Source organism: Fulvivirga sp. AWR4_260 (genome assembly GCF_056158185.1).
Genome location: NZ_JBSWSU010000001.1, coordinates 1,267,581 through 1,280,814, shown reverse-complemented (window position 1 = coordinate 1,280,814; position 13,234 = coordinate 1,267,581). Strand labels below are relative to the sequence as shown.

10 protein-coding genes are annotated in these 13,234 nt (G+C 36.9%); 5 read left to right on the top strand and 5 right to left on the bottom strand.

The genetic code is table 11. From position 1 onward, the window contains the following. Positions 1-93: 93 nt before the first annotated feature. Positions 94-2,625, top strand: coding sequence for a M1 family metallopeptidase (locus tag ACXACQ_RS05380; RefSeq protein ID WP_474974907.1), 2,532 nt, complete (start codon positions 94-96; stop codon positions 2,623-2,625). A gap of 46 nt (positions 2,626-2,671) precedes the next feature. Here the strand turns inward: ACXACQ_RS05380 and ACXACQ_RS05375 are convergent, their stop codons facing one another. Then, positions 2,672-3,634, bottom strand: a complete 963-nt coding sequence (locus ACXACQ_RS05375; protein ID WP_474974906.1) for a YpdA family putative bacillithiol disulfide reductase — start codon at positions 3,632-3,634, stop codon at positions 2,672-2,674. A 136-nt stretch (positions 3,635-3,770) separates the two neighbouring features. Here ACXACQ_RS05375 and ACXACQ_RS05370 point away from each other — a divergent pair, with 136 nt between their 5' ends. The 4 genes from ACXACQ_RS05370 to ACXACQ_RS05355 all read left to right on the top strand — a co-directional run bounded on the left by ACXACQ_RS05370 (position 3,771) and on the right by ACXACQ_RS05355 (position 7,739). Further along, positions 3,771-4,223 carry a GNAT family N-acetyltransferase gene (locus ACXACQ_RS05370; RefSeq protein ID WP_474974905.1) on the top strand — a complete coding sequence of 151 codons (453 nt, stop codon included), beginning with the start codon at positions 3,771-3,773 and terminating at the stop codon, positions 4,221-4,223. 294 nt (positions 4,224-4,517) lie between these two features. Beyond that, positions 4,518-5,168: a sulfotransferase family protein gene (locus ACXACQ_RS05365; protein ID WP_474974904.1), complete on the top strand. Its 651-nt coding sequence runs from the start codon at positions 4,518-4,520 to the stop codon at positions 5,166-5,168. 70 nt (positions 5,169-5,238) lie between these two features. After that, complete coding sequence (locus tag ACXACQ_RS05360; protein ID WP_474974903.1) at positions 5,239-6,144, top strand: YfaP family protein; 906 nt, start codon at positions 5,239-5,241, stop codon at positions 6,142-6,144. 509 nt (positions 6,145-6,653) lie between these two features. Then, complete coding sequence (locus ACXACQ_RS05355) at positions 6,654-7,739, top strand: polysaccharide deacetylase family protein (protein ID WP_474974902.1); 1,086 nt, start codon at positions 6,654-6,656, stop codon at positions 7,737-7,739. A gap of 12 nt (positions 7,740-7,751) precedes the next feature. On the opposite strand, the gene ACXACQ_RS05350 is transcribed toward ACXACQ_RS05355, so the two are convergent. From ACXACQ_RS05350 to ACXACQ_RS05335, 4 genes are read right to left on the bottom strand one after another with little or no spacing between them, the layout of a single operon-like run. Continuing rightward, entirely contained in the window at positions 7,752-8,447 is a 696-nt protein-coding gene (locus ACXACQ_RS05350; protein ID WP_474974901.1) for a hypothetical protein, read from the bottom strand. Between the two features lie 10 nt (positions 8,448-8,457). Further along, entirely contained in the window at positions 8,458-9,147 is a 690-nt protein-coding gene (locus tag ACXACQ_RS05345; RefSeq protein ID WP_474974900.1) for a hypothetical protein, read from the bottom strand. A 15-nt stretch (positions 9,148-9,162) separates the two neighbouring features. After that, complete coding sequence (locus ACXACQ_RS05340) at positions 9,163-9,843, bottom strand: hypothetical protein (RefSeq protein ID WP_474974899.1); 681 nt, start codon at positions 9,841-9,843, stop codon at positions 9,163-9,165. Between the two features lie 2 nt (positions 9,844-9,845). After that, on the bottom strand, positions 9,846-13,130 hold the full coding sequence (locus tag ACXACQ_RS05335) for a LysM peptidoglycan-binding domain-containing protein (protein ID WP_474974898.1): 3,285 nt from the start codon (positions 13,128-13,130) through the stop codon (positions 9,846-9,848). Positions 13,131-13,234 lie beyond the last annotated feature (104 nt).

Below are 13,234 nucleotides of genomic sequence, written 5' to 3'. Positions count from 1 at the left end.
TCTTTATTTTTACATTAGAAATATTCAATATTTTAGAATGCTAATGAATGCATAACTCATTGCATTTCACCATGAGTAGAAACAAGTTTACGTATGAAAAAGACAATCTTATTGAATGCCTTTCTTTTACTGGCTGCCGGGTATTCTCAGGCGCAGGAAGGATGGGGGCAAAAATTCGAGCAACTAGGTCAGCAACTGCCAACGCCTAACACCTACCGCACAGGCTCTGGTGCCCCTGGCGCTAAATACTGGCAACAACAAGCCGATTATAATATCGATGTAACTATCAATGATAAAACACAGGTTTTAACAGGTTCGGAAACCATAAAATATCATAATAACTCTCCCGACAACCTTTCTTACCTATGGGTGCAGTTAGATCAAAACGTAAGAGCCAAAGGTAACTTAGATGACCAAACCAACACCAGAGGCATTAGAGACTCTATACCTACAAAACTTTTTAACTCACAAATGGGTAGCCCTGATTACGAAGGCGGCTACAACATTAAGTCTGTAAAAGATGGTTCCGGCAAGGCACTTAGCCACACCATCAACCGCACCATGATGAGGGTAGACTTACCTGAGACTTTAAAATCAGGTGATACTTTTACCTTCAGCATAGAATGGTCTTATAACATTTATGACCGCATGAAAATTGGCGGCCGTGGGGGTTATGAATATTTCCCTGAAGATGATAACTACGCATACACTTGTGCTCAGTGGTACCCTAGAATGGCCGTTTATGATGATTATGAAGGATGGCAAAACAAACAATTTATCGGAAGAGGTGAATTTGCTTTGGCTTTCGGAGACTTTAACGTAAACATTACAGTTCCTGAAGATCATATTGTAGCTGCTACAGGCGTATTAGAAAATGCCAAACAAGTTTTATCTTCTACACAGTACGATCGTTTACAAAAGGCTAAAAAAACTTATGACAAGCCTGTATTTATTGTAACAGAAGATGAGGCTAAGGCCAATGAAAAAACTAAAGCTTCAAAAACTAAAACATGGACGTTTAAGGCTGATAATGTAAGAGACTTTGCTTTTGCCTCGTCTAGAAAATACATCTGGGATGCACAAGCAGTAAAACTTCACGAAAGTTCTCCTTTGGCTATGTCATTCTACCCTAAAGAAGGTAACCCTCTTTGGGCTGACGAGTCTACCAAAGCCATCAAAAATACTTTAGAAATTTACTCTGAGCGTACTTTTGATTATCCTTACCCGGTAGCCATATCAGTAAACGCTGCTAACCAAGGTATGGAATACCCAATGATTTGCTTCAATTATGGTCGCCCTAGAAACGGTGAAATATCAGAAAGACTTATTGACGGAACCGTAAGTGTAATAGTGCACGAAGTAGGACACAACTACTTCCCTATGATTGTTAACTCTGATGAGAGACAATGGACTTGGATGGACGAAGGCTTAAACACTTTCTTAGAAAAAGAAACAAAAAGAATAAGATACCCTGATTTAGACTTAGTGTGGGGAACACCAAAAAGTGTAATCAGATACATGAAAGGCGATACTAAAAACATCAGACCTATAATGACTAACTCTGAGCAAATACCTCAGTTTGGATACAATGCTTACGGAAAACCTTCTGCAGCATTAACTGTACTCAGAGAAGTAGTAATGGGACCAGAATTATTTGATGCTGCGTTTAAAGAATACTCTAACCGTTGGATGTTTAAACACCCAAAACCTGCTGACTTCTTCAGAAGTATGGAAGATGCTTCGGCTGTAGATTTAGACTGGTTCTGGAGAGGCTGGTTCTACTCTGTAGATCATGTAGATGTTAACCTTACCGATGTAAAGTGGTTCAGGTTAAGAAATGAGCAAGGCGACATTGAAAACAAGGGTAAAAATGTAAGCAAAGGCGATTTGCAGTCAGAAGAGAATGAAATGATGGATTTCAGCAATGGTCCTGAGCCATTCTCATTAATTGATACGGATGAAAGATACTATGGAGAATTCCAAAACCGAGTAGATGATAAGAAAGTTATGCAAGGTATGGCTGACAAGAATTTCTATCAATTATCATTCAAAAATGAAGGTGGTTTAGTATCTCCACTAATCATAGAATTCACTTTTAAAGATGGTAGTAAAACCACCGAGAAAATTCCTGCAGAGATCTGGAGAATGAATGAAAGTGAAGTGACTAAAGTATTTAGCTTCGACAAAGAAGTTACTAACATTGAAATAGACCCTGAAGCATTAACAGGTGATACTAATACTGAAGATAACACCTTCCCTAGAGCAAAAACAGCCTCACGCTTTGAAGACTTTAAAACAAAAGCAAATAAAAGCGCTAAAGCTGAGGCCGAAGGAGAATGGAACTATACCACCGAAACGCCTCAAGGCAATGGAAAAGGAACTTTGAGCATAGGTAAAAAGCGCAAAAAATACAATGGCACCATGACTAACAGCGAGTCTAAAAAAGAAACGACTCTTAACAATGTTAGCTTAGAAGGTAATGTATTGACCTTTGATTTTTCAATAGACGTCAACGGGCCGGTAAAGGTAGAAACTACCATTATCATCGATGGCGACAAATTTAGCGGAGAAATGAAAGTAGGCACTTTCGGCTCGTTCCCTATTTATGGAAACAGGAATAAATAAAAACCTTTGATAAATTAAAAAGGCGACCAAATGGTCGCCTTTTTAATTATTTATTCTTCTTCACAAAATCATTTACTATTACCTCTGCATGCACCCGGCTATTCTCTATAAACCACTTATTGGTTTTTAACCCTCCACATACTACACCTGCCAAGTAAAGGTTCTCCACATTCGTCTCTTGTGTTTGGTTATCATATTTAGGAGTATGCATTGCATCACTTTCAAACTCTATCCCAAACTGCTCCATCAACGAAAAATTAGGTTTATAACCTGTCATGGCCAAAACAAAATCATTGGCTATAGTTTCAATACCATCCGGAGTATTTATATCCACTTCATGCGGCCTAATTGCGGCAATGGTAGAATTAAAGTATGACTTTATTGCTCCTTCTTCAATCCTGTTTTCAATATCGGGCTTAACCCAATACTTAACAGAGTCTCTTATTACATCCTCTCTAATGACCATAGTTACTTCTGCGCCTTTGCGGTAAGTTTCCAAAGCTACATCTACGGCAGAATTGGCCGCTCCAACTACTATTATTTTCTGCCCAAAATATGGGTGTGGCTCATCATAATAGTGCTTAACTTTTGGCAACTCCTCTCCTGGCACACCCATCATATAAGGAATGTCATAAAAACCTGTAGCCAAAATAATAGCCTTAGCTTTATACTCTCCTTTGGAAGTCTTTATACTAAACACCCCATCTTGCTTTGTAGCATCTTTTACCTGCTCATAAAGCTTAAGGTTAAGCTCCCAACTCAAGGCTACCCTGCGAAAATATTCTAATGCCTCAAACCGATTAGGCTTACTAAAATGTGAAATAAATGGTACTCCTCCTATCTCTAATTTTTCAGAAGTAGAGAAGAAAGTCATTCCTAAAGGGTAATTATATATAGAGTTGACAAGGCAGCCTTTATCAATGATAGTATAATTCAATCCGGCTTTTTTAGCCTCTATACCACATGCCAATCCTATGGGGCCAGCCCCTATTATTACTATATCGTACATTTTCTATTGCTGTTAAAAGCTCTACACCTGTGTTTCAACAATATTAAAGCAAAAGCTTCTGAAAATTAAACCTAAATAAGAAAAACGCATAATCGTTTCGTTTTCACAACTATTATATTCCTTTATATTTAACCTTATGGAAATTATAGCTGCACAACCAACCGATTTAGAAAAAATAAAAGCCTACCAAATGGAAATGGCTTGGCAAACTGAAGAGCTAAAACTTGATGAGCAGGTGCTTACATCTGGCATAAAAGCGGTATTTGATGACCCCAGCAAAGGTAAGTATTACGTAGCCAAAGAAAATGGAGATGTAATAGCATGCCTGCTAGTAACCTACGAATGGAGCGAATGGAGAAACGGCACCGTACTATGGATACAGTCCGTTTTTGTAGAAAGTGAACATAGAGGGAAAGGCATTTTCAAAAAGATGTATGCTTATCTGCAAGAAATGGTTAAAACCGAAGACTCTTTAATGGGCCTTAGGCTTTACGTAGAAAAAACCAACCTACCTGCTCAAAAGGTATATAATGCAATAGGCATGAATGGAGATCATTACCATTTTTACGAATGGATGAAAGAATTTTAATGGGGATAAGCACCCCATTTCTTTTCCTGCATCCATATTTTTTCATTCCTTACATGCACATTTTACGTATCAAAGTATAGGTAATAATAAGTGTATTTTCCTACCATAAAATAAAAGTCTGATTTAGAAAAGCTAAGACTTTAATAAATCATTGGCGTTAAAAATTATCTACACTTATAAAACGCTATTGTTACATCCCTTATTTCAAATGGTTTTGCTCTCCTAATTTTATATTATGGTTACTGTTTTATGCAGTGATTATAACACAACTAATCATCACTTAACCGATATATTATGTCAATACAAGTAATAGGCGTAGGGCTTGGTCGCACTGGTACACGCACCTTAAAGGAAGCATTAGAAATGCTAGATTTTGGCAAATGCTATCATATGCAAGAATTGATAGAAAACCCTGACGATTTAAAATATTGGACCGAAGCTGAAGCCAACGGCAGCACAGATTGGCCCAAATTATTCGAGGGTTATCAATCCACAGCCGATTACCCAGGGTGTCTTTATTATAAGGATATACTTAAAACTTACCCTGAGGCAAAGGTGATATTAACAGTAAGAGATGCAAACAAATGGTATGAAAGTGCTATCAAAACGATTTATAACGTGCACAAGTTGCACGGACCTAAAACAGATGTAAAAAAGGGTGAACCACTACAAAATGTATTCGATTACAATGCCTTGAGTATATGGCAGGGGCAGTTTAATAATCAGTTTGAAGACAGAGAATTTGCTATCTCGCTGTTTAACCAACATATAGAAGAAGTAAAATCTTATGTGCCTAGCCATCAGCTATTAATTTACGAAGTAAGTGAGGGCTGGGAGCCTTTGTGCAACTTTTTAAAAGTTACCCCTCCAAGTGAAGCTTTCCCTGCATTAAACAACAGAGCAAGCTTTAGAGAAAAAGTTGAAACTCTCCACGGAATAAAGTAATTAACTAATTCCATAATTATTCATGTTTTATTTTATATTTTTAAATCATTATAAATTTATAATAAAACATATGAATGATTTTTTAAGCAAATCAGGAATATTGACAGTAGTGATATTCCTGATATTTTTCAATGTAGCTAAAGCACAAAATACTCAGCTGCAAGTACTCAACGCCATTATCAAAGACAAGGCTGTGGCTGGTGCTCAAGTAATTTTTCAAAAAAATGGCGAAACCTCGGTCACTGCTACTACGGACGCTAATGGAAAAATAAATATACCATCGCCTTTTGGAGGCACAGATGATGAAAGTGTAACGGTTATTATTAAAAAAGCTGGCTTCTCCTCACTTGTAACCAAAGGACCTATAAATGGCCTCACTTATGCTATAAGCCCTACCATGAATAATTTAGATGGCCTTAGGATTGTGCTTAGCTGGAATAATACTCCAAAAGACTTGGATGCACATTTATCTTTCGAAAAAAATCACGTATCATTTGTTCACCAACAAGGTAAAGATGCTCACCTAGATGTAGATGATACAGATGGATACGGCCCAGAAACCATTACTATAGACAAAAAAGAACAAGGGAAAAAATACTTTTATGCGGTACACGACTATACCAGCGAACGTATAGTTGGTTCTAAAAGTTTATCTGCAACAAGTAATGCTAAAGTGTTTGTATACATCGGAAACACCTTGATAAAAACATATTTGGCACCAAAAAACAAACCAGGGAATTTCTGGGTTGTATTTTCCATAGACGAAGCTGGTGCATTTAATGATATTAATAATTTCCATAATGTTAATGCAGACATGACAGGAGCCAAACTAGAGGAATACTTAAATAACGGTATTACTAGATATAGCCCTACCGCTTACACTACTAATGATATTCAAAATAGTAAAACCTTAAACCGCAAAGGAGAAGAAGCTTACCACAATGGTAATTTGGAGCTATCGGTAGAATATTATTAGCAAGCTATTGAGTTAGATGGTAACAATGGGCAAGCTTATAGCAATTTAGGTCTGTCTTTTCAAAAGCTAAATAGAGAAGCTGAAGCTATCTGGGCAAATAGAAAGGCCATAGATTTAGCACATGGGTCACACATCAATACCATAAAAGCCAGCTCTTACTATAACATAGGCAAAATATATGAGAACAAAGGACAGTGGAGCGATGCATTTAACAATTACCAATCGGCAAGGGCGCTCCGTGAACACTCTGCCTATGATAATGGGATACAACGGATGAAGGATAAGTTAGGGAGGTAGAACGGTTTTAAAACAGATTGAGCTTTTCAAAAATTTCATCGTAACCAATAACATCTTTACAAACAAGCGGCTGACATTCCATAAAAAATTAGATTTTTATCCCCTGTTGCTGATTTTCGAACTTATTAGCTTAAGTTCGGCTTCAATACATCATCTCAGAACCAATGCATCATAAAAATAATTGCTCAGTATTGTTATTGCTACTATTAATCTTGGCCTCTATAAACTGCTATGCTGGGGGCCCTGAAAAAGTAGCGGTTATAGACAGGTCTACATGGCCCTACAAAATCAACGATGCTCCAAGCTTCAATTTTGCATCTAAAATGGAGATCTTATCTTTTGTTACTGCCTATCAACTATATGCCAATATTAAAGATGAGGCCGCTCTAAAAGAATTTCTGGGCCTGAAATCTGTCAACACACAAAGCCTACTACAATGGAGGGAAGTGACTAAAAAAAGGTTGTTAGAGAATTTAAATGCGATCAACACTTCATCCGAACATGATTTTGTAGAACTCTCCAAAACCATTACCTGGCCTATTTTAGCCAGCAGGCTACCATCGATAAACACCAACATTCCTGATGAATTAAAAACATGGTGGAAAAACTCGCAGGCGTTTTATAAAAGTTATGTTTATGAACAAATGCGATTAGCCGCATTATTTCCTCGGATTACCAGTGAAATATTGCCTTTAAACCCACACGAAATCACAGGATTTGAATTTAAAGACTTACACTTCGAATTAACTTTTGATGATGGCCCTACAGCCAAAGGGGGCAATACCGACAAACTAATTAACATACTTCATACTCATAATTTACCTGCCCGTTTTTTTGTTTTAGGAGAACGACTAGAAAAGCGCATCAACTCCACTAACACCAACGCGGTAAAAAGTTTATATGAGCAAATGGAAATAAGCTCTCATGGATGGGTACATCAGGCTCACCCTAAATATGAAGACTGGAAAACGTCTATTGACAAAACCCATAGCTTAATTCAAGCCATTTGGCCTAAAGAAAAGCAAGTTTTATTTAGGCCTCCTTATGGTCAGCGTTCGTCAAATATTTCGGAATATGTTGAATCCAAAGGTGATGAAGTGATTTTATGGAACATCGACTCACAAGACTGGAACGCTAAAATACAGGCTACTCAAGTAAGTGATCGTGTAATTACTTTAATGCTTTTGTGGCGAAGAGGCGCGATTTTGTTTCATGACATTCATAGCAAAGCTCAAACAGCTGTGCCCGAAATTGTGCTTAGTTTAGAAAACACAGGAATCATCTGGACTACAAAATAGGAATTTATCTCATCAATCTACCACAAAGTGTGAGCCGTTCCATTTCAGCGCCATTTTTTGAGACAGCAACTTCTTTAACAATTCGCACTCAGCAGAAGGCTCCTCACATTTTTTTAAAGGTGCTTTAATATATGTCAGTTCGATTATTTGTGATTGAGCCCGATACTGATAACTAGTATTATAGTAGGAACTAATACTTTGTAGTAATTGATTTTCAGAGTCATTCAACTTAATAATTTTCTGAACATTAAATTCTTCACTTAAAGTTTCATCGATTGAGGCTACGTCACCATTAACTTTATAAACAGTTAAATTCTCATCCGTACTTTCTGGAGTTGAGTATTTTGACAAAACCAAAACTCTGTCATCACTAAGGTTATAATATTTAAATTCAGCATCTCCACCGCCAGTTCCATTTTCTTTAATAAGCACCTCTTGCTCGGGATTTAATGAAACCTCAACATTCATTTCATCTACATAAGATTCATAGTTTTCAAAAGCATCCGTTGGTATATCTACTTCTAACACCCATTTTCCCCAAGCATCGACTTCCTTAAGCCTAGAACTTTTGGAGGTTTCCAAAACCTTATTGATATTAAAAAGCCAAGTGTTTTCAGAAGTCTCCTTATTACTTTCTCCCCCGCATGACAACAATAGCATAAAAACAAACAGCCCGAAACAACAGTATATAGAGTTTATGAATTTCATGTATTAATTATTAAAAATTGAATTTTGATCCGTTCCATTTTAACATTAAAATATCTTGTTGATTTTCCTCATCACGTATAATTAACATAGTGCCGTGTTCTGGCAACACAAAATAAGGAGCAACCATATCAAAGCTATTTGACTTTTGATAATCGTTTATCGCTTTATCTAAAGCAGCTTTATCTGGCAATAATTGATCTGTTACAACCTCCCAACACTTTTCTTGTTCGTTGAATTGAAAAAATTCACTCACCCCACCACAAGTTGTGCCCATACCAGATTTACCTCTTTGAAAGCCTATATATTTCCCGCCTGCAACTTTATCTACAAACAAAGCTACCTGCATACTTTTTGTTTCTATATAACCATTAGGCAAGTTTTCTTTTTCTATCCAGTCACTCCTGGCGCCTTCATCATCAGTGAAAACATCATCAGGCTCACAATAAAATATGGCTTTGGGAAGCAATAAATAATAATCTTTAACAGATTTCTTTTCCTTACTCAATAAACTCTCTTGCCAAGGATCTATAGTGTAGCAGGTGATTTCCGTTGCACTTTCATTTATCTCAGATTCAGTAGAAGTTTCTACTTCCTGTAGCGCTCCAACCTTGCTTTCATTGGAAGAACCACCAGAACATGACACAAAAAAACATATAACGGCCAGCTTAAGTAAGCCACTTTTTTGAGCGTATATTTTCATTGAAAAGAATATTTACTATTGAATCAACTTACGCTCTTCCATTAAAGCTACGCCTTCAGCTTCACTAGGAAGAGTATTTAAAATTTCTGCTGCACTTTGATAATCGTCATCATCAAACTCATCAGTATAACTATAATATTGGCGTGATATCCAGATTCCATCTTTTAGTTTATAATCAAAATAAGATTTCATCTCCACTTCAATCTCTGCATCTGCTAGATATTTCAAAGACTTCACCAACTCACCACTCTTATAGTCAAACTTTTTAAAGTTCTTATATAAATCAGCAGTTTCACCATTATCAACTTTCACTAGATTGCCATCATTATCATATTCAAATACTCTATGCACATTTTCGTTAGAGCATTTAAATACCTGATGATCCGTAGATTCAAATTTTATGGTATCCGCAGATAATGATTTAGAATACTGCATTATTTGCAATAACTCTCCAGCGTTATTATACTTAAACTCAATACTTCCCAACAAATCTGCTTTAGTCCCATCCTTAAAACATTCGGTTCTAATTTTTTTGAAGTTACTATCGTAAGTCTCTACACAAAATGCTTTAAAAATAAATAAAAACTCCTGTGGCTCGCCATGATAGGTTATAGTGTGATTCATATCTTTAGAAGGCTTACAACTCAAAAAAGCTGACAGAAATAGGCCTACAATAATCATTTGTTTCTTAATCATAATTATTCATTTATTCTAACTTGCGATAACGTATTTTTTCCATGAGCAACCTTGTTACCGTCAATATATAATCTATTAGTCTCTTTATTATTCCCTTTATTCTCCCACCTTGTTCCAGGATCCATGTAGTAATAATACCACTTATCATTATCCTTATATTTCCCCGTGATAATTATGAAATGGTCAGTTACTGTTTCGTTTATAGACCTAACCTTTCCTTTATCAATTCCAACCATTACAGCCTTTCCTGATTTCAATTGATTATCTATATACTTTATAGCTAGATCAGATTGATTCGTAAACTCTCCTTTTGACGATTCTTCAATAAAAGTTTGAATTTTTTTACTTGGCCCCCCTTCAGTAGCTCCTGTAAACGATAGCATCAACTTCGAAGTATCAAAACAACAAACATCATTAGGTTTATATTTGCGAGCCTTTTGATTCATTTTTATGGCATGAGTTTTTAACTCATCATTATCAAACCATTTATTAGCACCATACTTTTCTTTTACTTTCTTGATATGTTCAGAAGATGCAGAGTGTAGATCTGCTGGGTCATTCAATCCTGTCAAAGATTTAACATATTCAACATACTTTTTCTCTTGATCATCTTGTCCATTCTTAAAATTAGCTCCCCACCTAAATTGGCTTTTCCATTGTGCGTCTGTTAATACACTCATTTCTTGATTAAGTCTACTTTGATCTTCCACCAAATTATATGCTTCCATCAAAGCTTTCATTGTAACAGCGGTTTCACCTGCAACTCCAATATTTCCATCCCCTTTCCATATCCCTCCATTAGAAGCCTTAGTCGCACCATATTTTTGAAATTTTTTAATGGCCTCGATAGTAAGTTTTAATTTATCTTCTGAAATAGTCCCATTTGATCCATTTTGTTTTTTCACATTCGTTACCTCTTCTGTATTAGCATCCAAATATTTGAATGCTATCAAAAAATCTTGAATGATAATAACATCTGAAATATTATTGACACCCCCTTTTCCTACACTACCTTTTATTTTAAATTCTTTTAAACTACCTGCTGAATTCTTAGCTTTCTGTTTATCAAGTTCCTTTTGCCCCCCCACATCTTTTTTTACTTCTTCCTTCTTCTCCCCTTTACCTGCAATAACTTCATTTACTCTCTTCAGCTGTTTTTTCTCTTCTTCGCTCATGCTGAAATCATTGAGCTCATAGGCCATTCTTTCCAGCAAAGATTTATCGTACGCTGCTAAATTAGTTTCGTTTGATATGATATTAAAAGCTAAATTATCTCTTTTGTATGCATTTAAATAACTCAGGTGGTCAAACATACCCAAAACCAGTGAAGGGTTGTATGGTGCGTATTTTCTCATTTCACGACCGAGATCACGCATATCATCACCATATTGCTCGTAGATTTTTTCTATATTACTTTCGCTTGATGACGCTTCGGTTAATGCTTTGATTTTTGCCTCTTCTGCTTTTTTAGCTGCTGCTTTCTTTTCCGCCTCTTTTCTTTCCTTTTCAGCTGCGGCTTTCTTTTTAGCTTCCGCCTCTTCTTTCTCTCGTTTCAGCTTATCCACGTGCGCATCGTAACCAGCTAATCTCTTTGTTACATAATCAGGAGTTGCACTCATTAAATTTTTGATGGTACCTCCATTAGGGTCTATTCTACCATCAGCAGTGCCATACATTACCTTTTGCTGAAACTTAACTATGGCCGCTATAGTAGCCTCCAATTTATCTTCCGTTACATTATTATTAGGTGTAACGTCAACTGTTGCTCCCTCTGACTTAGCCTGATCAGGCTTAGATGACTCTACATTGCTTGTACTATCATCTTTCTTTTCTTCATTAGCAGCAGATTTTTGATCTCCTAATAGTACTGGCCCTATAGACTCCAATGTGTTTAACTCTGCAGCTATAACTGGTAATTCTTTATTCACATCAGATTCACTAAGCAAACCTAACTCTAAAAGCTTTGCTTGAACAGTTCTAACATCTTTAACATAGTTAATTAATTCAGGGGCATATTTTTTACTTGACTTACCAACGGAGCTGGTTAAATAAGGACCTGATTTAATCACTTTTTTATTTGTTGAGGCTGAGTCCTTTTTTGCAGATGATGGACTACTAGATACTTTTAGTGCCGTTCCATCTCCTCCAAAATCCTCTAGACCTTCATAATATCTGGCTCGTGCCCAAACATCAGAACTATAATCATCTCCTGTAGTTCCTTTATCAATACCTCCCCAAGTCTGTACGTTTTTAGATCCAAAATTGTAAGAGGCAATAGCTCCTCGTAATTGTTGAGCCGCAGTCCAATCGGGAAACTTTTTCTTTATGATGTCTCTAAAATCTGCCAATATTTGCGCGGCATTGCGAATATGTTCTTTGCTATTTGCTCCACCATCCGAGGCATTAGAATGATGCCTTACATCAACTTGCATTATTCCATACCCATTACTATCAGATTTACCATACCCTTCATCTGTCAGATGCTTACCGCCTCTTGACTCACGGCTGGCAATGGCCGCTAACACTGAAGCTGGGATATCAAATTCAGCTGCCACCTCTTTAAATACGGCCACTGTATCCTTCATTCTGGCCAAATCAGCTTTAGCCATAGCTTCTGAAGCCTCTACTCCTTTTAACCCGGTACCATCCTGAGAAGCAGTGATCCCTGCTCCGGATGTCTCAAATTCTTCTAATAGGCTACGTTTTTCAGGTTTAGCAGTACCAGCACTTTCGGCATTATCAGTTCCTTCAATTGCCTCTTCTACTTTAACTGTAGTAACCTCTTCTGCCGTAATTTCCTCTTCTGTATCTAAGTTTTCTTCAACCTGTGCAGCCTGAGGGGTAGGAGCTGTTCCAGTTGTTGGTGCAGCATTAATTTCAGGGTTCTTTTCAGCAACTGAAGTCGCTTCATCTGCTGAAGTAGCAGCATTTACCTTTCCTGACTCATTTTCTGATGCCGTTTGCTGCTCTTGTACTGCCGCTCGCGGAATAATGATCTGTTGATTTATATCGAAACCAGCTAAAACACCACTTCCATCGGTTTTTCTATAATATTTGACCGCTGTAGGATTAGCCAGCCTCAACTGCTCTGGAGTGATACCATGCGCCTCTGCTACTGACTTCAAAGTATCTCCAGATTTAACAGTATAACTACTACCCGTTACTTCTGCAAAAGTAGGTGCATCTGCACTTCTTAATAAGGGGTTATCTAACGAAGCTACTCTTCGCGTATTATTTCTTACACTAACCGGAGGGTCAATGGTTTGGCTGGTTGTTCTTTGCTGCATGGGGAATCAAAAATTGAGCTCTAATTATGAAAAATAAATATTTTATCAAAACTAATTCTTCAATAAATGCTAAAGTAAACATATACTTCATCAAAACAAATATA

What these genes read in the sequence shown, in the direction of transcription:
- ACXACQ_RS05380 (WP_474974907.1), top strand. Translation starts at nt 94, where the DNA reads ATGAAAAAGACAATCTTATTGAATGCCTTTCTTTTACTGGCTGCCGGG.
- ACXACQ_RS05350 (WP_474974901.1), bottom strand. Translation starts at nt 8,447, where the DNA reads ATGAAATTCATAAACTCTATATACTGTTGTTTCGGGCTGTTTGTTTTT.
- ACXACQ_RS05375 (WP_474974906.1), bottom strand. Translation starts at nt 3,634, where the DNA reads ATGTACGATATAGTAATAATAGGGGCTGGCCCCATAGGATTGGCATGT.
- ACXACQ_RS05345 (WP_474974900.1), bottom strand. Translation starts at nt 9,147, where the DNA reads ATGAAAATATACGCTCAAAAAAGTGGCTTACTTAAGCTGGCCGTTATA.
- ACXACQ_RS05335 (WP_474974898.1), bottom strand. Translation starts at nt 13,130, where the DNA reads ATGCAGCAAAGAACAACCAGCCAAACCATTGACCCTCCGGTTAGTGTA.
- ACXACQ_RS05340 (WP_474974899.1), bottom strand. Translation starts at nt 9,843, where the DNA reads ATGATTAAGAAACAAATGATTATTGTAGGCCTATTTCTGTCAGCTTTT.
- ACXACQ_RS05365 (WP_474974904.1), top strand. Translation starts at nt 4,518, where the DNA reads ATGTCAATACAAGTAATAGGCGTAGGGCTTGGTCGCACTGGTACACGC.
- ACXACQ_RS05370 (WP_474974905.1), top strand. Translation starts at nt 3,771, where the DNA reads ATGGAAATTATAGCTGCACAACCAACCGATTTAGAAAAAATAAAAGCC.
- ACXACQ_RS05360 (WP_474974903.1), top strand. Translation starts at nt 5,239, where the DNA reads ATGAATGATTTTTTAAGCAAATCAGGAATATTGACAGTAGTGATATTC.